The sequence below is a fragment of the Aeromonas sp. FDAARGOS 1404 genome (assembly GCF_019047085.1).
GTDB lineage: Bacteria > Pseudomonadota > Gammaproteobacteria > Enterobacterales > Aeromonadaceae > Aeromonas > Aeromonas veronii.
Window position 1 is genome coordinate 1090928 of record NZ_CP077237.1, and the last position, 25762, is coordinate 1116689.

At 59.0% G+C, this 25762-nt stretch carries 22 protein-coding genes and 9 tRNA genes; 20 read left to right on the top strand and 11 right to left on the bottom strand.

The features are described from left to right. Nucleotides 1–130: 130 nt before the first annotated feature. The 4 genes from I6L34_RS04905 (at nucleotide 131) to ygjK (ending at nucleotide 5609) form a co-directional block, all read left to right on the top strand. A complete protein-coding gene (locus I6L34_RS04905) occupies nucleotides 131–1387 on the top strand; it encodes an adenylosuccinate synthetase (protein ID WP_005347796.1) in 1257 nt (418 codons plus the stop codon). Between the two features lie 197 nt (nucleotides 1388–1584). Beyond that, complete coding sequence (locus tag I6L34_RS04910; protein ID WP_005353872.1) at nucleotides 1585–2121, top strand: YbhB/YbcL family Raf kinase inhibitor-like protein; 537 nt, start codon at nucleotides 1585–1587, stop codon at nucleotides 2119–2121. A gap of 11 nt (nucleotides 2122–2132) precedes the next feature. Continuing rightward, a complete protein-coding gene (locus tag I6L34_RS04915) occupies nucleotides 2133–2933 on the top strand; it encodes an AraC family transcriptional regulator (protein ID WP_216955967.1) in 801 nt (266 codons plus the stop codon). Between the two features lie 195 nt (nucleotides 2934–3128). Beyond that, nucleotides 3129–5609: an alpha-glucosidase gene (gene ygjK / locus I6L34_RS04920; RefSeq protein ID WP_216955970.1), complete on the top strand. Its 2481-nt coding sequence runs from the start codon at nucleotides 3129–3131 to the stop codon at nucleotides 5607–5609. A 100-nt stretch (nucleotides 5610–5709) separates the two neighbouring features. On the opposite strand, the gene I6L34_RS04925 is transcribed toward ygjK, so the two are convergent. The 3 genes from I6L34_RS04925 to I6L34_RS04935 form a co-directional block, all read right to left on the bottom strand. Then, complete coding sequence (locus I6L34_RS04925; protein ID WP_005353878.1) at nucleotides 5710–6261, bottom strand: hemerythrin domain-containing protein; 552 nt, start codon at nucleotides 6259–6261, stop codon at nucleotides 5710–5712. Between the two features lie 70 nt (nucleotides 6262–6331). Further along, nucleotides 6332–7009, bottom strand: coding sequence for a uracil-DNA glycosylase (gene ung, locus I6L34_RS04930; RefSeq protein ID WP_005353881.1), 678 nt, complete (start codon nucleotides 7007–7009; stop codon nucleotides 6332–6334). Between the two features lie 69 nt (nucleotides 7010–7078). Next, nucleotides 7079–7819: an ABC transporter substrate-binding protein gene (locus tag I6L34_RS04935; protein ID WP_216955974.1), complete on the bottom strand. Its 741-nt coding sequence runs from the start codon at nucleotides 7817–7819 to the stop codon at nucleotides 7079–7081. A 367-nt stretch (nucleotides 7820–8186) separates the two neighbouring features. Between I6L34_RS04935 and grcA the strand changes: the two genes are divergently transcribed. After that, complete coding sequence (gene grcA / locus I6L34_RS04940; RefSeq protein WP_005334936.1) at nucleotides 8187–8567, top strand: autonomous glycyl radical cofactor GrcA; 381 nt, start codon at nucleotides 8187–8189, stop codon at nucleotides 8565–8567. Nucleotides 8568–8683: 116 nt separating this feature from the next. Here the strand turns inward: grcA and I6L34_RS04945 are convergent, their stop codons facing one another. The 7 genes from I6L34_RS04945 to hemA form a co-directional block, all read right to left on the bottom strand. Further along, nucleotides 8684–9964 carry a dicarboxylate/amino acid:cation symporter gene (locus tag I6L34_RS04945; protein ID WP_216955978.1) on the bottom strand — a complete coding sequence of 427 codons (1281 nt, stop codon included), beginning with the start codon at nucleotides 9962–9964 and terminating at the stop codon, nucleotides 8684–8686. Between the two features lie 301 nt (nucleotides 9965–10265). Further along, entirely contained in the window at nucleotides 10266–11120 is an 855-nt protein-coding gene (gene kdsA / locus I6L34_RS04950) for a 3-deoxy-8-phosphooctulonate synthase (protein ID WP_005334937.1), read from the bottom strand. 97 nt (nucleotides 11121–11217) lie between these two features. After that, a complete protein-coding gene (locus I6L34_RS04955; protein WP_005362204.1) occupies nucleotides 11218–12018 on the bottom strand; it encodes a SirB1 family protein in 801 nt (266 codons plus the stop codon). 12 nt (nucleotides 12019–12030) lie between these two features. Continuing rightward, on the bottom strand, nucleotides 12031–12414 hold the full coding sequence (locus I6L34_RS04960) for a SirB2 family protein (RefSeq protein ID WP_005334939.1): 384 nt from the start codon (nucleotides 12412–12414) through the stop codon (nucleotides 12031–12033). 56 nt (nucleotides 12415–12470) lie between these two features. Continuing rightward, entirely contained in the window at nucleotides 12471–13322 is an 852-nt protein-coding gene (prmC, locus tag I6L34_RS04965) for a peptide chain release factor N(5)-glutamine methyltransferase (protein ID WP_216955981.1), read from the bottom strand. A gap of 61 nt (nucleotides 13323–13383) precedes the next feature. After that, the gene (gene prfA / locus I6L34_RS04970; protein WP_005353897.1) at nucleotides 13384–14472 is read right to left on the bottom strand and encodes a peptide chain release factor 1; all 1089 of its coding nucleotides are present in this window, start codon (nucleotides 14470–14472) and stop codon (nucleotides 13384–13386) included. 51 nt (nucleotides 14473–14523) lie between these two features. Then, nucleotides 14524–15783 carry a glutamyl-tRNA reductase gene (gene hemA / locus I6L34_RS04975; RefSeq protein ID WP_139463482.1) on the bottom strand — a complete coding sequence of 420 codons (1260 nt, stop codon included), beginning with the start codon at nucleotides 15781–15783 and terminating at the stop codon, nucleotides 14524–14526. Between the two features lie 126 nt (nucleotides 15784–15909). Between hemA and lolB the strand changes: the two genes are divergently transcribed. From lolB to I6L34_RS05050, 15 genes are all read left to right on the top strand, one after another. Beyond that, entirely contained in the window at nucleotides 15910–16488 is a 579-nt protein-coding gene (gene lolB / locus I6L34_RS04980; protein ID WP_216955985.1) for a lipoprotein insertase outer membrane protein LolB, read from the top strand. Further along, the gene (ispE, locus tag I6L34_RS04985; protein ID WP_216955988.1) at nucleotides 16488–17336 is read left to right on the top strand and encodes a 4-(cytidine 5'-diphospho)-2-C-methyl-D-erythritol kinase; all 849 of its coding nucleotides are present in this window, start codon (nucleotides 16488–16490) and stop codon (nucleotides 17334–17336) included. The genes lolB and ispE overlap by 1 nt, the downstream gene beginning before the upstream one ends. Before the next feature lies 1 nt (nucleotide 17337). Beyond that, a tRNA-Gln gene (locus tag I6L34_RS04990) sits at nucleotides 17338–17412 on the top strand. A gap of 195 nt (nucleotides 17413–17607) precedes the next feature. Further along, nucleotides 17608–18555 carry a ribose-phosphate pyrophosphokinase gene (locus I6L34_RS04995; RefSeq protein ID WP_005343846.1) on the top strand — a complete coding sequence of 316 codons (948 nt, stop codon included), beginning with the start codon at nucleotides 17608–17610 and terminating at the stop codon, nucleotides 18553–18555. A 116-nt stretch (nucleotides 18556–18671) separates the two neighbouring features. Then, nucleotides 18672–20660 (top strand): bifunctional UDP-sugar hydrolase/5'-nucleotidase, encoded by a 1989-nt coding sequence (locus I6L34_RS05000; RefSeq protein ID WP_216955992.1) that lies wholly within the window; start codon nucleotides 18672–18674, stop codon nucleotides 20658–20660. 193 nt (nucleotides 20661–20853) lie between these two features. Further along, nucleotides 20854–21450, top strand: coding sequence for an aminoacyl-tRNA hydrolase (gene pth / locus I6L34_RS05005; protein ID WP_139433558.1), 597 nt, complete (start codon nucleotides 20854–20856; stop codon nucleotides 21448–21450). A gap of 116 nt (nucleotides 21451–21566) precedes the next feature. Beyond that, nucleotides 21567–22658 (top strand): redox-regulated ATPase YchF, encoded by a 1092-nt coding sequence (gene ychF / locus I6L34_RS05010; RefSeq protein ID WP_005353921.1) that lies wholly within the window; start codon nucleotides 21567–21569, stop codon nucleotides 22656–22658. Between the two features lie 234 nt (nucleotides 22659–22892). Beyond that, nucleotides 22893–22969 (top strand) — tRNA-Met (locus tag I6L34_RS05015). An 8-nt stretch (nucleotides 22970–22977) separates the two neighbouring features. Next, a tRNA-Gln gene (locus tag I6L34_RS05020) sits at nucleotides 22978–23052 on the top strand. A 46-nt stretch (nucleotides 23053–23098) separates the two neighbouring features. After that, nucleotides 23099–23173, top strand: a tRNA-Gln gene (locus I6L34_RS05025). Nucleotides 23174–23219: 46 nt separating this feature from the next. Next, nucleotides 23220–23294: transfer RNA gene (locus I6L34_RS05030), tRNA-Gln, on the top strand. A 39-nt stretch (nucleotides 23295–23333) separates the two neighbouring features. After that, nucleotides 23334–23410 (top strand) — tRNA-Met (locus I6L34_RS05035). Nucleotides 23411–23420: 10 nt separating this feature from the next. Beyond that, nucleotides 23421–23495, top strand: a tRNA-Gln gene (locus tag I6L34_RS05040). A gap of 39 nt (nucleotides 23496–23534) precedes the next feature. Beyond that, nucleotides 23535–23611: transfer RNA gene (locus I6L34_RS05045), tRNA-Met, on the top strand. A gap of 8 nt (nucleotides 23612–23619) precedes the next feature. Next, nucleotides 23620–23703 (top strand) — tRNA-Leu (locus tag I6L34_RS05050). 219 nt (nucleotides 23704–23922) lie between these two features. Here the strand turns inward: I6L34_RS05050 and I6L34_RS05055 are convergent. Further along, complete coding sequence (locus tag I6L34_RS05055; protein ID WP_216955995.1) at nucleotides 23923–25755, bottom strand: SLC13 family permease; 1833 nt, start codon at nucleotides 25753–25755, stop codon at nucleotides 23923–23925. Between the last annotated feature and the right edge of the window lie 7 nt (nucleotides 25756–25762).

The window sequence follows — 25762 nt, forward strand, 5'->3', positions numbered from 1 at the left end:
AAATCGGACGGTTTGCCGCTTAATTGGCCATAATTATATGGTTCTCTTATCGGAATTATAAAGATAATTAATTTTTCTAATCCACATCAGGCTCCTAGGATGGACGCCTAACGTCTTAGGAGAAAGAGTCATGTCGTCTATCGTAGTCGTAGGTGCTAACTGGGGTGATGAAGGCAAAGGCCGCATCGTGGATTATCTGGCAGGTCAAGCTGGCGCCAGCATTCGCTTCCAGGGCGGCAACAACGCTGGCCACACCGTGGTCAACGACCTTGGCACCTTCAAGCTGCACCAGGTTCCGAGTGGCGTATTCAACCCGGATTGCCTGGTTGTCCTCGGCCCGGGCATGGTGATCAGCCCCGAGAAACTGACCGTCGAGCTCGAGGAAGTCAAAGCCTCCGGCGTGACTCCGAAGCTGGCCATCTCTGACCGCGCAACCCTCTGCCTGCCGCTGCACGCACTGGAAGATACCCTGGAAGAGCAACGTCTGGGTGACGGCGCCTATGGCTCCACCCGTCAGGGTATCGCTCCTGCCTACGGCGATCGCGTGATGAAAAAAGCGATCCTGGTTGGCTGGCTGAAACAGCCGGACGTGCTGGTCGAGCGCATCCAGTTCATGCTGGACTGGAAACTGCCGCAGATGAAGGCTATCTACCCCTCCTTCGAATTCACCCAGACTGCCCAGGAGATGGCTGACTGGCTGCTGGAAGTCTCTGCACCCTGGATCGACGCCGTCTGCAACGTCAGCATGCCGCTCAAAGCACTGCAAGCTGAAGGCAAGACCCTGCTGTTCGAAGCCCAGCTGGGCGCTGGCCGTGACCTGATCTACGGCGAATACCCCTGGGTCACCTCCTCCCACGTATCTGGCGCTTACGCCGGTATCGGTGGCGGTCTGCCGGGTCTGCGCCCGGAGCGCGTCATCGCTGTGGCCAAGGCATTCAGCTCCTCTGTCGGTACCGGCACCCTGCTGACCGCCATGGAGAACCAGGACGAGTTCCGCAAGATCACCAATGAGTTCGGCGCTACCACCGGCCGTCCCCGTGATGTCGGTTACTTCGACGCCGTCGCCACCAAGAACGGTGTCGAGCTGCAAGCCGCCACCGAAGTGGCACTGACCAAGCTGGACTGCCTGACCGGTCTGCCGGATCTGAAGATCTGCGTGGCCTACGAAGGTGCCCACACCGAAAACCCGATTTGGCCGCAAACCGCAGCCCTGAAGCCGGTTTACGAGCAGATGGAAAGCTGGAGCGAAGACATCACCGGTTGCCGCACCTTCGAAGAGCTGCCGCGCGCTGCCCAGCAGTACGTGCTGCGCATCGAAGAGCTGCTCGGCGTACCGGTTCCGATGGTTTCCGTCGGCCCGGGCCGTGACGAGATGATCCTGCGCTAAGCCTCACCTCTTATCGTCAAACAAAAAACCGGCATCCCTGATGCCGGTTTTTTTATGGCTGCTATTTACCTTATCGCCATAAAAGCCACCCAAAGGCTCAATTAACTCACCAATCGACCTCACATTGAGCCGTTCTGCAACAAAATCCTGTCCCACCCTCGCTAAAGTGAACCCGTTACCACACGAGGAGTCACCCGATGAAATTGCTCAAACAGAGTGCCCTGTTGCCACTGCTCTGCCTGACGGCCATGCCAGCCTTTGCCATGACCCTGAAGAGCACGGACATTCACGAAGGCCAGTTGATGGACAAACAGTTCAGCTTCAACGGCTTTGGCTGCAGCGGCGACAACCACTCGCCCCAACTTAGCTGGCAGGATCTGCCGGCAGGCACCAAGAGTGTTGCCATCACCGCCTATGACCCCGATGCCCCCACCGGCAGCGGTTGGTGGCACTGGCTGGTAGTGAACCTGCCTGCCACCCAGAGCGAACTGGCCAGCAATGCCTCCGGCAAGCTCAAGCAGGGATTGGAGATCCGCACCGACTTTGGCAGCCAGGGTTACGGCGGCCCCTGCCCACCCGCAGGTCACGGCATGCACCGCTATCAGTTCACCGCCTGGGCCCTGCCTCATGATCTCGAGGTAAAGGCTGATACCCCGCCGGCTATGGTAGGCTACATGCTCAACAGCATGGCGCTCGGCAAAGCCACCCTGACCGCCACCTTCGTCACCCCCTAGGAGCCAACCGGATGAGCACTCCCCTGCTGCAACAGAGCCACTATCTCGGGATCCGCCAGCAGCCCCTGCATCGGGTGCTCATCTATGCCCCGACCCTCATCTGGGTCACCCAGGGGAGCAAGCAACTATGGTGGCGCGAGCGGCGTCTGTCGTTTGACAGGGAGCGGTGGCTGCTGATCCCGGCAGGCCACCAGCTCACCTTCGTCAATCAGCCGGAGCAGGGCAAGTTTCGCTCCCACGCCATCACGCTGCTCACCCCGCCGCCGCCAGAATGGCTGGCCGAGTCAGCCTCTTCCCACGCCGATCTGGAGGAACCCGCCGTCAAGGTCACCCCCGGGCTCGCCTTCTGCTTTGAACTCATCAGCACCATGGCCGAACGGGGACTGAGCGAAGCGACCCAGGCCGAACTACTGCGCGGCTTCTATGCCGAGCTGCGGGCCGCCAACGCCCTCGGATTGCTCTTTCCCGCCAGCACCATGACCCTCGCAGAGCGGCTGGCACGCTACCTGGCGGTGGAACCCGGCATCGATCATACCCTGGAGGCGGTGGCCCCCCACTTCTCCATGAGCCGCGCCTCCATGGTGCGCAAGCTGGCCGCCGAAGGTCGCAGCTTTCGCCAGTTGCTGGCTCAGGTACGCATGAGCCACGCCCTCAACCTGTTGCAACAGGGCCTGACCCCGCTGGAGGTCGCCCTCGCCTGCGGTTATGACTCCCCCAGCCGTTTTGCCGCCCGCTTCAAACAGGAGTTTGGCCTGACGCCCCACCAATACCTGCACACTTGCCCTGCCAGATTGGCGAGCAACGACAAGTAAAATATTACTTAAAGACCCTTCTATGTAACCTGATGTAACCCGGTGATCCCGCTCACATTGCCGCCTCTTCAGAGTGTGATCTCGCGCCAACGCTCCCTTTCCCCTTGCCATACAATGGCTACCGAACACCTTTTCACTAAAAATAAGCGTAAAAAATCTTCCTTTTAACCTACACAAACGGAATTGGAGCGAGAAATGTTTCGTAAAACTTTACTCTCGGTAGCCCTCGGCACCGCCCTGTTCGGACTGACTGCCTGCAACGATAACCAGACAGAGAGCAGTACAGTCGCCAAACCGGAGCAGGCCATCCAGTACAAGGACGTGATCGACCGTCGGGGAACACCGACCCAATTCCGCGACTTTGACAGCTACTCCAACCTCAAATACAACCCGCTGCTCGATCTGGGGGCATGGCACGGTTTCCTGCTGCCTGCCAGCGACAAGGAGTGGGGGGGCTTTACCGGCCCCATGGTCATCTCGGAGGAGTACAGCCTCTTCTTTGCCAGCGAGCTGGACAAGCTCACCCTCAGCGATGCGAGCGGCCGCCCGTTCCCGCTCACCAGCGCCCGCAAGCAGGAGGTGTACGCCATTCCCGGTGCACTGGTGCAACGCTTCGAGTTCGAGCCCTTTACGCTGGAGCTGGAGCTGCGTTATGGCGATGCCCGCACCGCTCTTATCCGCACCCGACTCATCAATCAGACCGATGCACCGCTCACCCTCAACCTCAACTGGCAGGGCGAGTTGCTCAATCAATGGGATGCCAAGGATACGATTGCCAGCAAATATCCAGGCTGGACTCGCACCATCAGCGAGAGCGACAAAGGAATCGAATTCCAGTTCGGCAAACTGCGCAGCACCTGGAACATCATGCAGAGCGGCAGCGCCCGCTATCGCATCGACCGCACCCTGCCAAGCCGCACCACCCTCGACCAGAAGACACTGGGCTACCAAAGTGACGCCAGCATTACCCTGGCCGCCAAGGGGAGCGAGGATATCTACACCCTGCAGAGCTATCTCCACTCCGCAGATGACGCCAGCCGCCATCAGCAGAGCCGTCAAGCCCTGCTGGCCAACCCGGCCAGCTATTTTGCCGACTCCATCCGCCGCTGGGAGGGCTACCTCGCCAACGGTCTCTCCAATCAGGGGATCCCCGAGTCGGAGCGTCGCATCGCCGTCAAAGCGATGGAGACCCTCAACGGCAACTGGCGCTCCCCGGCTGGCGCCATCCTCCACGATGGGGTAACCCCCTCCAATACCGCCCGCTGGTTCGACGGCGTCTGGGCTTGGGACAGCTGGAAGCACGCCTATGCCATGGCGCACTTCAACCCTGAAGTGGCCAAGAACAACGTGCGCGCCATGTATGACTATCAGGTGCAGCCGGATGACCCGGTGCGACCGCAAGATGCGGGCATGGTGATCGACGCCGTCTTCTACAACAAGCTGGCGGATCGCGGTGGCGATGGCGGCAACTGGAACGAGCGCGACACCAAGCCGCCCCTCTCCGCCTGGGCTATCTGGGAAATCTACAGCGCCACCAAGGACAAGGCCTTTATCGCCGAGATGTATCCCAAGCTGCAGGCCTACCACGACTGGTGGTACCGCGCGCGGGACAACAACCGCAACGGCATCATCGAATATGGCGCCACCAAGCATGTGGAGCACAACGACGAGTACGGCAATATCACCTTCAAGGTGCAGTACTCCAACGGTATTCCCGCCGGGCTGGATCTCTCCAGCTGTACCAGTGAGGGGGATGGCTGGTATGCCTGCGCCGGAATGCCGCTCTATCAACAGGTGTTGAACGTGGGCGGGTACAGCGACATGGATATCGGTGCCCAGCACGGCGCCGGTTGGGAGTCCGGCATGGACAACGCCGCCCGCTTCGGCTTTATCGAACCGGGCCAGCTGCAACGCTATGCCGACAAGACTTATGGCGGAGATTTGGCCAAGGCACGTCAGGACTGGAATGTCGCCTTCTTTGAAAACCATCAGGACAATGGCGATTTGATCGGTTTCTCCATCGATCAGGAGTCGGTGGAGCTGAACGCCTTCCTCGCCAAAGAGAAACGCATTCTGGCCGACATGGCCGACCTGCTTGGCAAGCCGGACGACGCGAGCCGCTACCGCGATGGCGCGACCCAGCTGGCTGGTTACATCAATAGCTGCATGTTCGATGAGGCATCAGGCTTCTATTACGATCGTCAGATTGCTCAGGGGAATGTCGCTGACGGCAACGGCTGCGTCGGCAAATTGCTGACCGCCCGCGGCCGTGGCCCGGAAGGGTGGAGCCCGCTCTGGGCAGAGGTCGCCGACAAGGAGAAAGCGGCACGGGTGCGCGAGGTGATGCTCAACGCCCAGGAGTTCAACACGAAGATCCCGCTGGGCACAGCCGCGCTGACCAACCCGGCCTACGATCCCAATATCTACTGGCGCGGCCGGGTATGGCTCGATCAGTTCTACTTCGGGGTGAAGGGGCTGGAGAACTACGGCTACCGCAGCGATGCCGAAGCACTGGTCAACAAACTGTTCAACAACGCAGAAGGCTTGGCGGGCAGCGGCCCCATCCGCGAAAACTACAATCCGGAGACCGGCGCCATGCAGGGGGCCAGCAACTTCAGCTGGAGCTCGGCCCACCTCTATATGCTCTATCGCAACTTCCTGAAACCACAGGCGTAAGCTTGCTCCACCATGCAAAAGGCCTCCGGATGGAGGCCTTTCTGTTTTCACTCAAGTTGCACTCACACAATACCTGCCACGCTGCGGGTACGGGCTCGTCTTAGCCGGTCGTGAGCGGCAGAGAGAGGCGTTTAGCCAGTGCCTGGAAGTGCTGGCTCACCTCAGCCCCGAACAGGGGGTCGCCAATGGCGCGGTTCTGCCAGTTTTGCTCCAGATGACGCCAGTCATCCTCGGTCAGGGAGTCACGCAGATGGGGGAAGATCACCCCCTCTTCGTAGTTCATGTGCGCCTCTTGCAGTTCCACGAAGCGCTCCAGCTTGGTGGTGAACTGATCGAGGGGGATCACCGCATCCATCAGGATCATCTCCACCATCTCCTTGAGATCGGCCCCGGCCTCCAGCAGCTTGACGTGCTCCTCCTGCAGGCGGTTGGCGACCTCACCCTCCACCACCCGATATTTCAGGTAGTAGTCATAGATGAGGTCCTCCTTGGGATGGTGGTACTTGTCAGAGACCTCCCGCAGGTAGTCGATGACATCGCGCACCAGAAAATAGCTGATGGGCTCTTCGGCACGGATGGCTGCCAGCTTGTGCTTGAGCAGCTCCAAAAGTCGGGCGATGTTGAGATGGTCCTTGTGCAGACTGGATAACATGGGCACTCCTTGGCTCTGAATTAATCTTATGTCCCTGAGTATACGGTCATTTGTCGCCCGAACTTTGCACTCAATCAAGTGGGATGCAGACAGATTTCCACTCTATCGGACTCTTACCCTGTTGTTCCAGCAAGCGATTGGTCTCGCTAAAGTGACCGCAACCGATGAAACCGCGGTGGGCAGAGAGAGGGCTCGGGTGCGGCGCGGTCAGCACATAGTGGCGCTGGCGGTCGATGAAACGTCCCTTCTTCTGGGCGTGGGCGCCCCACAGCAGGAACACCACGCCCTGACAGCTGGCATTGATCTGCTCGATGACCCGATCGGTAAAGGTCTCCCATCCCAGATGGGCGTGGGAATGGGCCTGACCGGCCTGCACCGTCAGCACAGTGTTGAGCAGCAAGACACCTTGTTTGGCCCAGGATTCGAGAAAGCCGTGATTGGGTGTGACGAAACCTGGCAGGTCACGCTGCATCTCTTTATAGATGTTGACCAGTGAGGGGGGCGTACGCACGCCGGGCAGAACGGAGAAACAGAGACCGTGCGCCTGATTGGGGCCATGGTAGGGGTCCTGCCCCAGGATCACCACCTTGACCTGATCCAGCTCGGTCAGCTTGAAGGCATTGAACACATCGGTAGCTGGCGGGTAGATCACCTTGCCCGCTTCCCGCTCGGCTCTGACAGTTGCCAGCGTACTCTTGAAATAGTCCTGCTCTTTCTCAGAGCCAATCACATCACTCCAGGTCAGCACCCCGGCCTCCTCACTTGATACGGCGAAGGGCTCAGGATAGGGGGCCAGCCCGCAAGACGCAACCGTGGCTCACGCTTTCCAGAGCCTGGCGAGGCGCCCCGAGCGCTCCAGCTTGCGCAGGCCACTATTGAGCAGCAGCATCAGACGGCGCGCCTCGGGATCGGCTTTGCGCATCAGCAGGTATCCCGGTTGCGACCAGATGGGGTCGGCGGCACCGGTCAGTGACAGCGATTGGGGATGACGAACGAGTGCCTGCTGGAACAGAGTCTGTGCCACCTGCTCATCCATCACCAGATAGTGGATCCGCCCGTCAAGCAGCTTGCCCATGCTCTCCTCATCGGAATCTGACCACTCGAGGGTGAGCCCGGCTTGGCGGGCGGCAAAACCATCGCCATAGAAATAGCCACGGGTCACCCCGACCGGCTCGTGTTTCAGCTCACCCAGATTGACCGCGGGCGTACCGGTCAGCGTCATCAGGCGAGTGGTGAAATGGCCGAGCGAGGCGGAGAGATAGAAAAGCTGCTCCCGCTCGCGGGAGCGAAACCAGGGCATGGTGACCACATAGCGCCCCTCCAGAGTCAGTCGGTAAGCCTCGGCCCAGGAATAGAAGTGAAAGCTGACATCGAGCCCCTCTTCGGCAAAGGCCTGGCGCACCACCTCACAGAGAAAGCCCTGATTGGGCAACGACTCACTGATATAGGGCGGCCACTCGCCCACAGCAATACGCACCGTCTCGGCCCGTACCGCAACACTGCTTGCCCAGCAACAGAACAGGGCCAGCCATGCCCACTTTCGCCACCCATTATTCACCCGGTACTCTCCTCGCTTTTTTGCTGAGTGTAGCCAACCCCTCAATTAACCTCAGAAAAAGCCGAAAAGATGTAGTTAAATTACTAGATTAACGAGATAAAAGATGCATAATTTGGATATCTTACAAAATCAGAAAAATGACCTATTTTTGATTCAACTCAAGAATTTAATCCCATTTAAATGGCGCTTTGTCGGATTTTCTTGATCTGGATCAATTTTGGTAATATTACCACCGTGGTATATATGATCCCATCAAAGAAAAGGTGTAAGGCAAGGGCCCTTTAAGTCATCGCCATCGACGGTAGCTTAAATACATCAGGGTAATTTCCTTACAGTTGGATTCGCGTTCCCATTGAGGAGTCATACCATGATCAAAGGCATTCAAATCACCCAGGCCGCCAACACCGCTCTGCTGAACTCTTTCTGGCTGCTGGACGAAGAGAAGCAACAAGCTCGCTGCATCTGCGTCAAAGGCGATGCTTTCGCTGCCGATCAAGAAGTACAACTGGCTGACCTGGGTCAGTTCGAATACCGCGAACTGCCGGTTCAGGCTGAGCCTGCTGTTGAAGGTGGCCAGCACCTGAACGTCAACGTGCTGCGTCGCGAAACTCTGGAAGATGCTATCGAAAACCCGGAGAAGTACCCGCAGCTGACCATCCGTGTATCTGGCTACGCAGTGCGTTTCAATGCCCTGACTCCAGAACAGCAGCGTGACGTGGTTACCCGTACTTTCACCCAGAGCCTGTAATCAGCGCCCTGCAGTGAAGAGCTGATACTCGCTGTATCGGCACAAAAAAACGGCCAATCGGCCGTTTTTTTATTGCCCCCGCACCAGCCAACGCGGCCGTGCGGGGGAAACAGCGCTTACGCCCTGTCCGCTTCCAGTAGCCCGACCTTGCCGCCGAGCACTGCATCCATTCTCTTCTCGTCCAGCTGCTTGCAGTATTTGGCGACCACCACGGTGGCAACCCCGTTACCGATCAGGTTGGTCAACGCCCGCGCTTCGGACATAAAGCGGTCGATCCCCAGGATCAGCGCCAAACCAGCCAGTGGCAGATGGCCCACCGCCGAAATGGTCGCTGCCAGCACGATAAAGCCACTACCAGTCACCCCCGCAGCCCCTTTCGAGGAGATCAGCAGTACCACCAGCAGGGTGATCTGTTGGAACAGATCCAGCGGCGTATTGGTAGCCTGGGCGATAAAAATCGCCGCCATGGTCAGATAGATGGAGGTGCCATCCAGGTTAAAGGAGTACCCGGTCGGAATGACCAGCCCCACCACCGATTTCTGGCAACCCAGCTTCTCCATCTTGTCCAGCATCCGTGGCAGTACCGACTCGGAAGAGGAGGTCCCCAGCACGATCAGCAGCTCCTCGCGAATGTAGGAGATGAAACGCAGGATGCTGAAGCCTGAGGCTTTAGCAATGCTGCCCAGCACAATGAAGATAAAGAAGAGGCAGGTGAGATAGAAGCAGGCAATAAGCTGGCCCAGCTGTACCAGTGAACCTACTCCATATTTGCCGATGGTAAATGCCATTGCCCCGAATGCACCGACCGGCGCCAGTTTCATTATCATATTGATAATGCCAAATATGACTTTGGAGAAACTGTCGATGACGCCGAAAATAACCTGTCCCTTTTCACCGATATGATGCAGGGAGAAGCCAAACAGCACCGCAAACAGTAACACCTGCAAGATATTACCGCTGGCAAAGGCACCGATCACACTGCCCGGAATAATATCCAGTAAAAAGGCGATAATGCCCTGGGATTTGGCCTGCTCCGCATAGGCGGAGATGGCGCTGGCATCCAGCGCAGCCGGATCGACGTTCATACCGGCACCCGGTTGCAGCAGGTTGACCACGCATAGCCCGATGATCAAAGCGATGGTGCTGACCACCTCGAAGTAGAGCAGAGCAATGGCGCCGGTCTTGCCGACCGCCTTCATACTCTCCATCCCGGCAATGCCGGTAACCACGGTACAGAAAATAACGGGGGCGATGATCATCTTGATCAATTTGACGAAGCCATCACCGAGGGGCTTCATATCGGCGCCCAGTTCCGGATAGACATGCCCCAGAAATACCCCGAGGGTAATCGCGAGCAATACCTGAAAATAGAGGCTGCTAAATAGTTTCTTTCGCATTATTAACGTCCTGTTAATTTAATTGCACATTGTTATGGCAGCAATAAACATGCAGATAGCCGGACGAGATATCTGCGTACCTCACCCGATCCATGCTGTTTCTGCATTACTACGGGGACCACTTTACATGTAATAAAAAACAATTAAGAGACATTAATCACACAACAAAATTAACACCATTAACACCACGGCAACTGACAATTGTTTGCTCGTAGATTAATTTTAGTCTTCAACTAAATATGGCAGATATAAAAATGCCCCGCATTGCGGGGCATTTTCATCAGGCATGACAGCATCGGGATCAAGCCGAGGTATCGAGGGGTTCGAAGCCCTTGATCAGGTCATCGATGGCCTTCATCTGTTTGAGGAAGCCTTCCAGCTTCTCCAGCGGCAGGGCACTCGGGCCATCGCAGCGGGCAATTTTCGGATCCGGGTGGGATTCGATAAAGAGACCGGCCAGACCGACCGCCATGCCGGCACGTGCCAGCTCGGTCACCTGTTCGCGACGACCACCGGAGGCGGCACCCAGCGGATCACGACACTGCAGGGAGTGGGTCACGTCAAAGATCACCGGATAGCCACCAGTGCTCTTCTTCATCACGCCCAGACCCAGCATGTCCACCACCAGGTTGTCGTAGCCGAAGTTGGCACCGCGCTCACACAGGATCAGCTGATCGTTGCCGCACTCCTCGAACTTGTCGGTGATGTTCTTCATCTGGCTTGGGCTGAGGAACTGCGGCTTCTTGATGTTGATAACGTTGCCGGTGCGGGCCATGGCTTCCACCAGATCAGTCTGGCGCGCCAGGAAAGCGGGCAGCTGGATAACGTCAACCACCTCGGCGACCGGCTTGGCCTGATGGGGTTCGTGCAGATCGGAGATGACCGGCATGCCGAAGGTCGCTTTCAGCTCCTGGAAAATCTTCATCCCCTCTTCCAGACCCGGACCGCGGTAAGAGTGGATGGAGGAGCGGTTGGCCTTGTCCCAGCTCGCCTTGAAGACAAACGGGATGCCCAGCTTGCTGGTCACTTCCACGTACTTCTCGCACACCGCCATCGCCATGTCGCGGGATTCCAACACGTTCATGCCGCCAAACAGCACGAACGGTTTGTCATTGGCAACGTCGATCTGGTTGATCTTGATATTCTTCTGTTCCATCTAAGACATCCTTAATAAAAGGGCCTGAAGCCAAGTTACTCCGTTGCGACCGGACGCAGCGGCCTTGATATTCTTCTGTTTCAGTTTCAAGCCGCCCTTAATGGAGGGGCTTGGGGCTCAGATCCAGCGCGGCCAGCTGCACTTTCAGCACATCGGCCACCGGATCGTCCGGGCATTGTTCAATAAAATATTCAAAATCGTCGGCGGCCTGGCGCGGGCAATCGAGCTGCTCGTAGATAAAGCCGCGATCCCGCGTCTCCAGCGGATCGCCGGGCTTCATCCGCAGCAACAGCTCGCTGCAACGCAGCGCCTCGGGCATGCGGTCTTCCCGCAGCAGGGCCCCCTTGCTGACGTTGAGCAGCCGTTCGATGATCTCCCACTGGCCGGAGGGCTGCAGGTAGTCGGGGGTCAGGGTCGCCAAGTCCCCCAACGCACCGCGCAGCAGCAGCTCGATGCGGGCCAGACTCAGCTCGTCGCCGGTAAAGGGGTCGACATAGACCTCCCCCTCGCCACCGGCAAAGCTCACCAGGAAGTGGCCGGGGAAGCAGATCCCCTCTACATCGAGCCCGAGCTTGCGCCCCAGCTGGATGATGAGAATACCGAGGCTGACCGGGATCCCTTTGCGCTGAACCAGCACCTGATTGAGATCGCAGTTGTTGGCAGAGAAATAATCCTGCCAGTCGCCATGAAAACCGAGGCTGTGGTAGAAGCCTTGCAGCAACTGCTGGCGCACCTCGTCGCAGGTGCCCTCTTCGATCTGCTCGTCCAGCCACTCGTCCAGCAGGTTCAACTCGCGGATCCCCTCCTCGACCGAGCCATAAATCTCGTCGCTGACTGACAACGCCAGTTCGGTGATGTCGTGGGCTTCGAAATCGGTCCATTCGTCTATGTGTAACATTCTCTTCATGCCTTAGCCGAACACACTCGTCTGTTTGAGCACTGCCAACTTGGCAATAAAGTAGATCCAGCCGAGCGCCCCCAGAAAGGAGCACCAGCGCACCAGATTGCTTTTGGCCAGCCGCAGCGCCATCGCCGCCAGAAATACCAGCACCAGAATGGCCATCAGCTTCTCGCTGAGCCAGGGCGTTCCGTTATTGAGCGGGTTGAGATCCAGCACCATGCAGAGCAATACGCCGGAGAGCACCACCAGACCGTTGAGCCAGCCGCTGACCTTCATCACCGGCGCGCTATAGGCTCGGCCAGTAGCGGTCTGTACCCAGTAGAAGCGGAGCATAAACATCAGCACGGCCCCGGCAATCAGGGTGAGGTGCAGGTGTTTGAGCACAAAAACCATATTCAATCCTTGCATGGGGGCGCACAGGCAACCCGCCGTGTAACAGTGAGGAACCGTCAGCGCAGCGGGCAGAGGCCCAGCGTCACCCTGTCGTTATCCCCGTAATCGCGCACCGTGGCTACCTCGCGGTAACCGCCATCGCGCAGCAACTGACGCACCGCCTCCCCCTGATCCCAGCCATGCTCCAGCAGCAACCAGCCATCGGCCAACAGATAAGCGGGGGCATGGGCCACGATGTGGCGGATATCAGCCAGCCCGGCGTCATCGGCAACCAGCGCCGAGCGGGGCTCAAAGCGCACGTCACCCTGCTCGAGATGGGGATCGGCGCCATCAATATAGGGGGGATTGGAGACAATCACCGCAAAACGTGGCGTTTCGTCGCGATCCGGCTCGCCAAGGGGCTCGAACCAGCTGCCGTCGCGCACCTCGATGGGTAACCCCAGCGCGGCGCTGTTCTCGCGAGCCAGTGCGGCAGCGTCCACCATCCGATCCACCGCCCACACATCGATTTCGGGCCGCTCGGACTTGAGCGCCAGCGCGATGGCGCCGGTGCCGGTGCCGAGATCCAGCACTGCGCACGGCCCCTGCGGGATTCTGGTCAGCGCCTGCTCGACCAGCACCTCGGTATCGGGGCGCGGGATCAGGGTCGCCGGGCTCACCTTGAGGGGCAGCGACCAGAACTCCCGCTCGCCCACCAGATGGGCGATGGGTTCGCCATTGAGACGACGGACCAACCACCCCTGCAGGGTGGCCTGCTGGGCGGCATCCAGCTCACGCTCGGGCCAGGTCATCAGATAGCTGCGACGACACCCGAGCAGATGGCAGAGCAGTACATCGGCATCGGCGCGGGGGGACTCCCCCCCAGCCAACACAGTCATGATATGGGTGCGGGCCTGCTGTATCTGCATCAGTGCCACTCCACCTTATGGGCACGACACTTAATGCGAGCTTGCCGAATCACCATTTGCATCAGTTGTTCTCGGCCAGCGAGGCGAGCTGATCGGCCTGATACTCCTGCACCAGCGGCGTGATGACGCAGTCCAGATCCCCTTCCAAAATTTCGGAGAGGCGATAGAGGGTCAGGTTGATGCGGTGCTCGGAGAGGCGACCCTGCGGGTAGTTGTAGGTACGGATGCGCTCGGAGCGATCGCCGGAGCCCACCAGATTGCGGCGGGTGCTCTGCTCGGCGGCGCGGTGACGCTCATCCTCGGCCGCTTGCAGGCGGGCGGAGAGCACTGACATCGCCTTGGCGCGGTTCTTGTGCTGGGAGCGCTCGTCCTGACACTCCACCACCAGACCGGTCGGCAGGTGGGTGATGCGGATGGCCGAGTCGGTCTTGTTGACGTGCTGACCACCGGCACCGGAGGCACGGAAGGTGTCGATCTTCAGATCGGAAGGGTTGATCTCGATCTGCTCGGCTTCCGGCACTTCCGGCAACACGGCGACGGTACAGGCGGAGGTGTGCACCCGCCCCTGAGATTCGGTCTCCGGCACCCGCTGCACCCGGTGACCACCGGATTCAAACTTGAGACGGCCATAGACGCGCTCGCCGTCGATCTTGGCGATCACTTCCTTGTAGCCACCGTATTCACCGTCATTGCAGCTGACGATGGAGACGCGCCAGCCCTGACGCTCGGCAAACCGTGAATACATGCGGAACAGGTCACCGGCAAAGATGGCCGCTTCGTCGCCACCGGCACCGGCGCGGATCTCCAGATAGCAATTGTTGTCATCCTTGGGATCCTTGGGCAGCAACATCAGTTGCAGCTCCTGCTCCAGCGCCTCCAGATTGGCCTTGGCCAGCGGCAGCTCCTCCTGCGCCATCTCGCGCAGGTCGGCATCATCCTCCTCCAGCATCATCTGGGTGGTCTCAAGATCATCCTGCGCCTGACGGTAACGCTGGAAGGCGTGAACGATATCTTCCAGCTGGGCATATTCGCGGGTCAGGGCGCGGTAGCGATCCTGATCCGAGACCACGTCTGGCTCGCCGAGCATGGCCTGTACTTCTTCGTGGCGCTCGATGAGGCCTTCCAGCTTTCTGATCAGTGACGGATTCATAACTCTTGCATTCTCAATGGAGGACGGGACAACCGGCAGGTTGCCCGAAAATTATGGCTCTTGTGACAACCCCAGCGCCTGCCGCAAGCGGGAGAGCTCGCTCTGATCCCCCTGGGAGGCAGCCTGGCGCAACGCCTGGGTCGGCGCGTGGATCAATTTGTTGGTGAGGCGATGGGCCATCGCCTTGAGCGCCTGTTCGGCACTCTCGCCCTGTGCCAATGCCAGCAGGGCCCGTTGCAACTCTTCATCAGCCACTTGCTGTGACTGATGGCGGTAATCGCGAATGAGGTCGACCGAGCTCTGGCCGCGATACCAGCCCATAAACTCGTCGCGCTCTTCCTGCACGATCACTTCCGCCTGTGCGGCAGCCCGTTTACGGGTTTCGAGGTTCTGCTCGATGATCCCCTGCAAATCATCCACCGTGTAGAGATAGGCATCGGAGAGCTCATCGACTTCGGCTTCGATGTCGCGCGGCACGGCAATATCCACAAGAAACATGGGTTTGAAGCGGCGGGCCTTCAGCGCGCGCTCCACCATCCCCTTGCCGATGATGGGTAAAGGACTGGCCGTCGAGCTGATGACAATATCCGCCTCGTGCAGATAGTCGGGGATCTCTTCGAGCGTCATCACCTGGGCACCGAATTCGGCCGCCAGGGTCTGGGCACGCTGCAGGGTGCGGTTCGCCACCATCATCTTGGTCACGTTCTGCTCGCGCAGATGACGGGCCACCAGTTCGATGGTTTCGCCAGCACCGACCAGTAGCACCTTGGTCTGGGATAGATCGGAAAAGATCCGCCGACCCAAGCTGACGGCGGCAAACGCCACCGACACGGCACTGGCGCCAATCTCGGTATCGGTACGCACCCGTTTGGCCACCGAGAAGGATTTCTGGAACAGCCGCTCCAGCGCCCCCTTCACCGACTCCGCCTGCTGGGCGTGGGCATAGGATTGCTTGATCTGCCCCAGAATTTGCGGCTCCCCCAACACCAGCGAGTCGAGCCCGCACGCCACCCGCATCAGGTGGCGCACCGCCTCTTCATCGTGATGCTGATAGATGGCCGTGACCAGTTCGGCCGCGTCCAGCCCGTGGAACTGCTGCAACCAGCGCAGCACTTGCTCCTGCCGCTCCCCGTCCAGATTGCAATAGAGTTCGGTCCGGTTGCAGGTGGAGACGATCACCGCCTCGCTGACACCGGGTTGGCTCACCAGCTCACGCAAGGCGCGATCGATGCAGTCCGGGCCAAAGGCGACCCGTTCCCGCAAGGCGACACTGGCGGTGTTGTGGTTGATTCCGAGGGCAAGCAAACTCATGAGTGGGCGACGATCATTTCATACGCTGGGTGCAAAGGCTGCCAATTGTACGAGAAAGGGTAAGTCTTTAAAAGCAATACGGCCGCCCCGTATACTGTGGCAAATTCCTCTCTCTGGAGCCGTCTCTTGCTGCTACGTATTTTTACTCTCACCTGCCTGCTGTTGCTGGCCGGTTGTGCCACCACCCAGCCCCAGCGTGACCAGGTGAACTGGAACCAGGAGCGGACCCGTCTTGAGCAACTGACTCACTGGCAGCTATCCGGCAAGATGGCCATCATCACGCCACAGCAAAAGGGCAGCGCCCGTCTCAACTGGCAGCAGGATGGGGAGGATTATCGCCTCAACCTCACCAGCCTGATTGGCACCAGCATTCTGGAGCTCTCCCGCAGCAAGGGAGAGATCACCCTGCTCGACAGCGACGGCAATCGCCACCAGAGCCAGGATGCCGAGGGGCTTATCTATCAGCTCACCGGCTGGAACATTCCGGTTGCAGGATTGCCGGAGTGGATCAAGGGGCTGCCAGGTCAGGCGGAGTTTGAACTCAACCCCGACAGCAGTCTGGCCAGCGTGCGCGACGGCCAGTGGCAGATCGTCTATGGCGATTATCGGGATCAGGATGGCTACCGCCTGCCGCACCAGCTGACCATGACCGGCCAGAACAGCCGCCTCAAGCTTCAGATCAACCAATGGACTCTTGCACGTTAATGGCTTCCACACGCTGGCCGGCACCGGCCAAACTCAACCTGTTTTTACACGTCAATGGCCGTCGTCCCGATGGCTATCACGAGCTGCAGACCCTGTTTATCTTCCTCAACCACAGCGACTGGCTCGAGTTCGAGGTGATACCGAATAGCGACACACTCACCCTGAGCCCGGCCATTCCCGGGGTGCCGGATGAGCAGAATCTGATTATTCGGGCGGCACGGCTGCTGCAAACAACCCTGCCGAGCCCGCAAGGCGCCCATATCCGGCTGGAGAAAGTGCTGCCCATGGGGGGCGGCATTGGCGGCGGTTCATCCGATGCAGCGACCACGCTGGTGGCGCTTAACCACCTCTGGCAAGCGGGTTTGAGTGAAGATGAACTGGCAGCGCTCGGCGTCCAGCTGGGGGCCGATGTGCCGGTGTTTGTCCGTGGCCGGGCGGCCTTTGCCGAAGGAGTGGGCGAGCGGCTGCAACCGGTCGAACTTCCCGATGCCTGGTATCTGGTACTCAAGCCCGATTGCCATGTAGCGACCGCGGCCGTATTCCAGGATCCGGACCTGCCGAGAGCCACGCCGAAAATGGCGCTGGACAACCTGCTGGAAGGCGAGTGGAAAAACGATTGCGAATCACTGGTGAAAAAGCGCCACCCCGAGGTTGCCAATGCGCTCGGCTGGTTGCTAGAATACGCGCCGTCAAGAATGACGGGCACAGGAGCCTGCGTCTTTGCTCAATTTGAAGACGAAGTGACTGCTCGGGAAGTGTTGGCCTGCGTGCCGAAGGGACTTGATGGGTTTGTCGCCAAGAGCGAGAACATATCACCTCTCTTCTCCACATTGCAACAGTTCAAATGATTGGGGTATCGCCAAGCGGTAAGGCAGCGGGTTTTGATCTCGCCATTCCTAGGTTCGAATCCTAGTACCCCAGCCAATTTTACCGAACGGTATTGATGATGATTAACGTGGCCGGTTTTGCACTCGGCCACGGATTCGGGTTACCGGTATCATCACATTCATTGGGCAGCAGACACCTTGTACGTTATCTTGATAAATCGTTTGCCCCAAAACGATAGGGTCTGATTTCAGACTCCCCCACATACTGGATGCAACCCCGAGGTTTCAAACCGTGCCTGACATGAAGCTGTTTGCTGGTAACGCAACGCCGGAACTAGCCCAGAAGATCGCAGATCGCCTGTTTATCAAACTCGGCAATGCTGCCGTAGGTCGCTTTAGCGACGGCGAGATCAGCGTACAGATCAATGAGAATGTACGTGGTGGCGATATCTTCATCATTCAATCCACCTGTGCCCCGACCAACGACAATTTGATGGAATTGATCGTCATGGTGGATGCTCTGCGTCGTGCTTCAGCTGGCCGTATCACTGCCGTTATCCCCTACTTTGGTTATGCCCGTCAGGACCGCCGCGTCCGCTCTGCCCGTGTACCCATCACCGCCAAGGTTGTCGCTGACTTCCTCTCCAGCGTCGGTGTGGATCGCGTGCTGACCGTTGACCTGCATGCCGAACAAATTCAAGGTTTCTTCGACGTTCCGGTAGACAACGTGTTCGGTAGCCCGGTGCTGCTGGAAGACATGAAGTCCAAGAACCTCGAGTCTCCTGTCGTCGTCTCCCCGGACATCGGTGGCGTCGTGCGTGCCCGCGCCATCGCCAAGCTGCTGGATGACACCGACATCGCCATCATCGACAAGCGCCGTCCCCGCCCGAACGTCTCCCAGGTCATGCACCTGATTGGTGACGTTGCCGGCCGCGACTGCATCATCGTTGATGACATGATCGACACCGGCGGCACCCTGTGCAAAGCCGCCGAGGCCCTGAAAGAGCGCGGTGCCAAGCGTGTATTCGCTTACGCCACTCACCCGGTCTTCTCCGGTTCCGCCGTCGAGAACATCAAGAACTCCGTGATCGATGAACTGATCATCACCGACTCCATCCCGCTCACTGCGGAGATGAAAGCGGTCGGCAAGGTCAAGCAGCTGACGCTGTCAACTGTACTGGCCGAAGCCATTCGTCGCATCAGCAACGAAGAGTCCATCTCTGCCATGTTTGAGCATTGATAGATTCAGCAATAACGAAAACCGCCATCAGGCGGTTTTCGTCTTTCTGGACCTTCTCTTTCCAACTTTCTGCTATCTGGTACGACCCTGCCCCCGGCAGGCTTAAGGATTTACCCATGAATTGCTTGCGTCCCCTCCTGCTCGCGACCCTTACCTCCGCCCTGTTCGCCTGTCAGCCCGCCAAAGAGAACCCGCCCTTCGTGCTGACCTTGGCTCACATGAACGACACCCACTCCCAGTTTGATCCGGTCAATGCCGAGATCAAAGGGCAGATCTTTGCCCAGCAGGGGGAGACGGACACCCTCTATACCCGCTTTGGCGGTTATCCGCGCCTGCTGACCATGGCGAAAGCCTATCAGGCCGATGCGCTGGCCAAGAACCAGCCCTTGCTGCTGCTGCACGGCGGTGATGCCTGGCAGGGCAGCGGCTACTTCAAACTCAACGAGGGGATGGCCAACGCCGAGTTGCTGAGCCAGTTCGGCCTCGATGCCATGGCGCTGGGCAACCACGAGTTCGATCTGGATAACCAGAAGCTGGCCCGCTTCATCGAGGGGGTCAACTTCCCGGTGCTGGCCGCCAACCTCGACACCAAGGCCGATCCGGCCCTCAGCAAGGCTGACAACCTCAAGCCCTTCGTGGTCTACGCCTTTGACGGCAACCAGAAGAGCCCGGTCACCGATCTCGACAACCTGCCGCAAGGCAAGCAACTGGTCGCCGTCATCGGTCTGGTGCTGGAAGACATGGGCAATATCGCCCCCAACGTCGGCAAGCTGCGCTTTGGCAAGGAGGTCGCCTCGGCTCAGGCCACGGTCGACATGCTGCAAGCCAAGGGGATCCACCAGATCGTGGCGCTCACCCACATCGGCAACGAGCGGGATCTGGCACTGGCCGCCAAGGTAAACGGCCTCGATGCCATCGTCGGCGGCCACTCCCACAGCTTGCTCGGCGATTTTCGCAATATCGGCTGGGGCAAGACCGGCGATTACGCCAAGCTGGTGACCAATCCGGATGGCATCGGCAAGACCTGCGTGGTGCAGGCGGGCTCCTACGCCCAGGCCATCGGTCTGGCACAGGTGACCTTTGACAGCCAGGGTCAGGTGACCGACTGCCAGGGCCACAACAGCCTGCTGGCCAGCCGCGACTTCTTCGCCGATGCGGCGCGCAAGCAAGCACTCGACGATGCCCGCAGCAAAGAGGCGAGCCAGTTTGTCGACAACCAGCCCAATCTGGTGACCGTGGATGAAGATCCGCGCCTGCGCGGCATCATCGACAGCCACTACAAACCGGCGCTGGAGAAAGCTTATGGCCCAGTGATCGGCACCATCCCCGAGCAGTTGCAAAATGCCCGTCGTCCCGGTGACAACGGCAGCGACAGCCACGGCTCCGACGTGGCGCCGCTGGTTGCCGAAGGGGAGTTCTACTGGGCCAATACCCCAGCAGTACAAGCCCTGACCGGCGGTCCGGTCGACTTCGCACTGGTAGCGGTGGGTGGCGTGCGCGCCGAGCTGCCAGCCGGCGAGTGGCGCGAGGGGGATAGCGCCCTCACTCTGCTGCCGTTCAAGAACCAGCTCGCGGTGCTGACCCAGACCGGTGCCGAGGTGCGTGCCCTGCTGACCGAAACCATCACCGCCACCCTGCCCGCCAGCGCCCATGCTGGCAAGTTCCCCTATGGTGGCCACCTGCGCTACACCTTCCAGGAGACCAGCGCAGGCAAAGCGGGCACCCTGACCCAGTTGCAGCACAAGACGGCGAGCGGCGAGTGGCAGGATCTGGTGGATAGCCAGCGCTATCGCGTGGTGATGAACGCCTACAGCGCCAACGGCAACGACGGCTGGCAGGCACTGGCCAATGCCCAGCGTCAGAAGAGCGAGCGGGTCGACATCGCCAGCGTCAACGGCAAGCTGACTGCCTTCCCGGTGCTCAAAGTGGCACAAAATGGCGAGTTGCTGAGCGCCGTCTATGCCCCGGGCCAGGCCCTCGATTGCAAGGCCCGCGGCGTGGATTGCGGCACCGATGCAGCCTCCTTCGTCGAGTATGTGCGCGATGCCCGCCCCACCCTGACCGCGCTGGATGAGGAAACGGTCACCCTGCTGCGCGCCAAATAACCGGGTCATCAGCAAATCGACAGAGAACGGGCCTCTCGCAAGAGGCCCGTTTGTCATCCATTAGCCACCAAAATCGCTCAAATCCCGCCATAACATGCGCATTGGTTGAGTGATCGCCACTCGGCGGCTAGAATATTGCGTCCTATTGCCCTGGGTAGTGTGCCCATGGCAGCTGCGAGTGAAGACATCAAGCGTGACAAGCCAAATCAAACTGATCGTCGGACTGGGCAATCCCGGCCCGGAATATGCCAAAACCCGCCACAATGCGGGCGCCTGGTATGTGGAGCAACTGGCCCGCTGGCACAATGTCAGCCTGCGCGAAGAGCCCAAGTTCTTCGGCCACACTGCCCGCATCCTGGTCGAGGGGCAGGATGTGCGGCTGCTCATCCCGAACACCTATATGAACCTCTCTGGCAAGGCGGTGGCCGCACTGGCGCGTTTTTATCAGATTGAGCCGGAAGCGATTCTGGTGGCCCATGACGAACTGGATCTGCCGCCTGGCATCGCCAAGTTCAAGCAGGGTGGTGGTCACGGTGGCCATAACGGCCTCAAGGACATCATCGCCAAGATGGGCAACAACAATAATTTCTTCCGGCTGCGGCTCGGGATCGGCCATCCCGGCAGCAAAGAGCAGGTGGCTGGCTTCGTCCTGACCAAGGCCCCCAGCAGTGAACAGAACTTGATCGACGCCGCGCTGGACGAGTCCCTGCGCGCCACCGACATCCTGTTCAAACAAGATATGACCAAGGCCATGAATCGCTTGCACAGCTTCAAGGCTGAAAAGGGTTAGGTCGGTTTGACCCTGTACGGGCATTGTGCCGGTACATGAGCAACGACCAGAACAAGCATGACATGGGCCGCCTGCGGGCGACCCTCAACAGCATCCATCAAGTAAGGTAACAATCCATGGGTTTTAAATGCGGTATCGTGGGCCTGCCCAATGTAGGTAAATCCACCCTGTTCAACGCGCTGACAAAGGCCGGTATCGAAGCCGCCAACTTCCCGTTCTGCACCATCGAGCCGAACACAGGTGTGGTGCCGATGCCGGATCCCCGTCTCGATCAGCTGGCGGCCATCATCAATCCGCAGCGCGTTGTGCCTACCACCATGGAATTCGTCGACATCGCCGGTCTGGTAGCCGGTGCCTCCAAGGGTGAAGGTCTGGGCAACCAGTTCCTGGCCAACATCCGTGAAACCGAAGCGATCGGCCACGTAGTGCGCTGCTTCGACGACGAAAACATCATTCACGTTGCCGGCAAGGTCTCCCCTGCCGACGACATCGAAGTGATCAACACCGAGCTGGCCCTGTCGGATCTGGACGCCTGCGAGCGCGCCATTCACCGCCAGTCCAAGCGCGCCAAAGGCGGCGACAAGGATGCCAAGCTGGAAGTGGAAGTGCTTGAGAAGATCAAGGTCGCGCTGGAAAACGGTCAGATGATCCGCGGCATGAAGCTGGATAAAGAAGAGCTGGCCGCCGTGAGCCACCTCAACTTCCTGACCCTGAAACCCACCATGTATATCGCCAACGTGGCGGAAGATGGCTTCGAGAACAACCCCTATCTGGACAAGGTGCGTGAAATCGCCGCCGCCGAGAACGCGGTCGTGGTCGTGGTCTGCTGCGCCATCGAAGCAGACATCGCCGAACTGGACGATGAAGATCGCGCCGAGTTCATGGCTGACCTGGGCATCGAAGAGCCGGGCCTGAACCGCGTTATCCGCTCCGGCTACCAGCTTCTCAACCTGCAGACCTACTTCACCGCCGGTGTGAAAGAGGTTCGCGCCTGGACCATTCCCGTCGGCGCCACGGCCCCGCAAGCGGCTGGCAAGATCCACACTGACTTTGAAAAAGGCTTTATTCGCGCCCAAACCATCGCCTTTGAAGACTTTATCAACTACAAGGGTGAGCAAGGCGCCAAGGAAGCGGGCAAGATGCGCGCTGAAGGGAAAGATTACATCGTCAAAGATGGCGATATCATGAACTTCCTGTTCAACGTCTAATCCCATGACAGGCCAGCATTTGCTGGCCTGTTTTTTATCTGCCATTGCTTGGGCAATCATGGCAATGTCTTAAAAAAAAGCAGATTGTTGGGCTTTTGCGCAACAGAGACCAATAACTGGTCAAACGCACTCAAATTGCGTTTTTCTGGCAAAAAAAGGGTTGACGCCCCAGAGCCAGATACGCATAATTCGGCCCGCACGGTGACGAGGTAACGACTCACCGGAAGCAAGGTTGGCTATGTAGCTCAGTTGGTTAGAGCATCGCACTCATAATGCGGGGGTCACAGGTTCGAATCCCGTCATAGCCACCATCTCTAGTTGGGGTATCGCCAAGCGGTAAGGCAGCGGGTTTTGATCTCGCCATCCCTAGGTTCGAATCCTAGTACCCCAGCCATTTTTAAAAGTTCTTTGCCAGTCTCGCGACTGTTGAGGAGCGCTGTTGGGGTATCGCCAAGCGGTAAGGCAGCGGGTTTTGATCTCGCCATCCCTAGGTTCGAATCCTAGTACCCCAGCCATTTTTAAAAGTTCTTTGCCAGTCTCATGACTGTTGAGGAGCGCTGTTGGGGTATCGCCAAGCGGTAAGGCAGCGGGTTTTGATCTCGCCATCCCTAGGTTCGAATCCTAGTACCCCAGCCATATTTATGTTCTCTTCCACATCAGTGGTCGATAACAAACGGCTATGTAGCTCAGTTGGTTAGAGCATCGCACTCATAATGCGGGGGTCACAGGTTCGAATCCCGTCATAGCCACCATTATTTCTGTTGGGGTATCGCCAAGCGGTAAGGCAGCGGGTTTTGATCTCGCCATCCCTAGGTTCGAATCCTAGTACCCCAGCCATATTTCTGTTCTCTTCCACATCTGTGGTCGATAACAAACGGCTATGTAGCTCAGTTGGTTAGAGCATCGCACTCATAATGCGGGGGTCACAGGTTCGAATCCCGTCATAGCCACCATTAATATTGCGGAAGTGGCGAAATTGGTAGACGCACCAGATTTAGGTTCTGGCGCCCTAGGCGTGAGAGTTCGAGTCTCTCCTTCCGCACCATTAATAGCAGTACCAAACAGACCAGCTCACGCTGGTTTTTTTGTATCTGAAATTTGCCTCTCCCCAGTTTTTCTCTCGCGCCTCTATTAACCCATCTCCACGTTAATTCACGTTCACGTCCCTCTTCACTGATTCCGAGCACGCCTTGCCACTCTTGTCTCCCCGACATAAAAAAAGCGGCCCGCAGGCCGCTGGTGCACACATTCATCATCCCGGTTATCAGAACGGGAAGAACCAGGGGATCGCTACCACGCTGACCGCCATCACCAACAGGGTGAATGGCACCCCGATACGGATAAAATCGGCAAACTTGTAGTTGCCCGGCCCCAGCACCAGAGTATTCACCGGTGACGAGACCGGCGTCATAAAGGCAGCCGAGGCGGCGATGGCAATGGTCATGGCAAACGGATAGGGCGAGACACCCATCTGCTGCGCCGTGCCCAGCGCAATGGGCGCCATCAGCACTGCGGTGGCGGTGTTGGAGATAAAGAGCCCGATCACCGCGCAGAGGGCAAACAGGCTGGCCAGCATGACCCGCGGCCCCATCTCCCCTACCGCATTGATCAGACCACCGACGATCAGATCCACCCCGCCGGTTTTTTGCAGCGCCAGCGCAAAGGGGAGCATACCGACGATGAGGATCAGGGTCGGCCAGTGGATCGACTTGTAGGCACTCTCCATATCGATGCAGCGAAACTTGCCCATCAGCAGGCAGGCGATCAGTGCCGCAATCACGTTGGGCACCGGATCGGTCACCATCAGCAGGATCATCACTCCAAGACAAAAGAGGGCATGAATGGCCTGACTGCGGGCGGGGGCCATCTCGTCCACTTCGGCGGGCAGCCCCATCAGCAGAAAGTCGCGGCTATGGGTCTGCAACTGTCTGATGTGGCTCCAGTTCCCTACCACCAGCAGGGTATCCCCCATCTGCAACGGCTCGTCTACCAGCTTGCCTGCCAGTGCCTCACCGTCGCGGCGCAGCCCCACCACGCTCAGGCCATAGCTGGAGCGGAAGGTCACCTCACGCACGCTTTTACCCAGCAGCTTGGACTCGGGGATCAGCGACACCTCGGCCATCCCCACCTCCCGCGCCTGATCGGAGAAGTACTCCCCGCGCAGGATCATGGGTTCGAGCCGCGCCTCGGTGCAAAACGCCCGCACATCCACCTCGGGATCTGACATGTCGATCAGCAGCACATCCTTGGCCTGAAATTCACTGATCCCCGACACCGGCACCATCACCCGGCGGAACTTGCGCCAGCGCTCCACCCCGATGACGTGGGCACCATAACGGGCGCGCAGTTGCAGCTCATCCAGGGTATGGCCAATCAGCGGGGAGTCCGGCCGTAGCGCCAGACGACGGGCCCGACCGGCCAATCGGTAGTCTCGGATCAGATCGCGCAGGGTGCGGCGTCCGGTCTGCTTGCCTTTGCCCTCTTCCCCTTCGCCCACCAAGGAGCCGCGCACCAGCAGCATGTAGAGGATGCCCAGCCCCAGGATCAGCACGCCCATCGGGGTGAAATCGAAGAACCCGAAGCCGTGAATGCCGTGGCGCATCAGCTCACTGTTGACCACCATGTTGGGGGGCGTGGCCACCAGCGTCATCATGCCGCTGATCAGCCCGGCAAAACCGAGGGGCATCATCAGGCGACCGGCCGGGATCCCCATCCGGTTCGCCACGCTCAGCACCACCGGGATGAAGATGGCCACCACTCCGGTGCTGCTCATCACAGCCCCCAGACTCGCCACCGCCACCATCAGCAGCACCAGCAGCTTGATCTCGCTGCTACCCGCCACCTTCACCAATGCATCCCCCACCTGATAGGCGATGCCGGTGCGCACCAGCCCCTCACCGACCACAAACAGGGCGGCAATCAGAATGACGTTGGGATCGCTAAAGCCCGCCAGCGCCTCCGACAGGGTGAGGGTGCCGCTCAGCACAAACAAGATGACCACGCCCAGGGCGACCACGTCCATGCGCACCTTGTTGGTCATGAAGAGATAGATGGCGCCAGCCAGCAGACAGAGCACCCAGACAAGCTCGGAATTCAATGCAACC

Coding starts and splice junctions, on each gene's coding strand:
- I6L34_RS04905 (WP_005347796.1), top strand. CDS start 131: ATGTCGTCTATCGTAGTCGTAGGTGCTAACTGGGGTGATGAAGGCAAA.
- I6L34_RS04910 (WP_005353872.1), top strand. CDS start 1,585: ATGAAATTGCTCAAACAGAGTGCCCTGTTGCCACTGCTCTGCCTGACG.
- I6L34_RS04915 (WP_216955967.1), top strand. CDS start 2,133: ATGAGCACTCCCCTGCTGCAACAGAGCCACTATCTCGGGATCCGCCAG.
- ygjK (WP_216955970.1), top strand. CDS start 3,129: ATGTTTCGTAAAACTTTACTCTCGGTAGCCCTCGGCACCGCCCTGTTC.
- I6L34_RS04925 (WP_005353878.1), bottom strand. CDS start 6,261: ATGTTATCCAGTCTGCACAAGGACCATCTCAACATCGCCCGACTTTTG.
- grcA (WP_005334936.1), top strand. CDS start 8,187: ATGATCAAAGGCATTCAAATCACCCAGGCCGCCAACACCGCTCTGCTG.
- I6L34_RS04945 (WP_216955978.1), bottom strand. CDS start 9,964: ATGCGAAAGAAACTATTTAGCAGCCTCTATTTTCAGGTATTGCTCGCG.
- kdsA (WP_005334937.1), bottom strand. CDS start 11,120: ATGGAACAGAAGAATATCAAGATCAACCAGATCGACGTTGCCAATGAC.
- I6L34_RS04955 (WP_005362204.1), bottom strand. CDS start 12,018: ATGTTACACATAGACGAATGGACCGATTTCGAAGCCCACGACATCACC.
- I6L34_RS04960 (WP_005334939.1), bottom strand. CDS start 12,414: ATGGTTTTTGTGCTCAAACACCTGCACCTCACCCTGATTGCCGGGGCC.
- prmC (WP_216955981.1), bottom strand. CDS start 13,322: ATGCAGATACAGCAGGCCCGCACCCATATCATGACTGTGTTGGCTGGG.
- prfA (WP_005353897.1), bottom strand. CDS start 14,472: ATGAATCCGTCACTGATCAGAAAGCTGGAAGGCCTCATCGAGCGCCAC.
- hemA (WP_139463482.1), bottom strand. CDS start 15,783: ATGAGTTTGCTTGCCCTCGGAATCAACCACAACACCGCCAGTGTCGCC.
- ispE (WP_216955988.1), top strand. CDS start 16,488: ATGGCTTCCACACGCTGGCCGGCACCGGCCAAACTCAACCTGTTTTTA.
- I6L34_RS05000 (WP_216955992.1), top strand. CDS start 18,672: ATGAATTGCTTGCGTCCCCTCCTGCTCGCGACCCTTACCTCCGCCCTG.
- ychF (WP_005353921.1), top strand. CDS start 21,567: ATGGGTTTTAAATGCGGTATCGTGGGCCTGCCCAATGTAGGTAAATCC.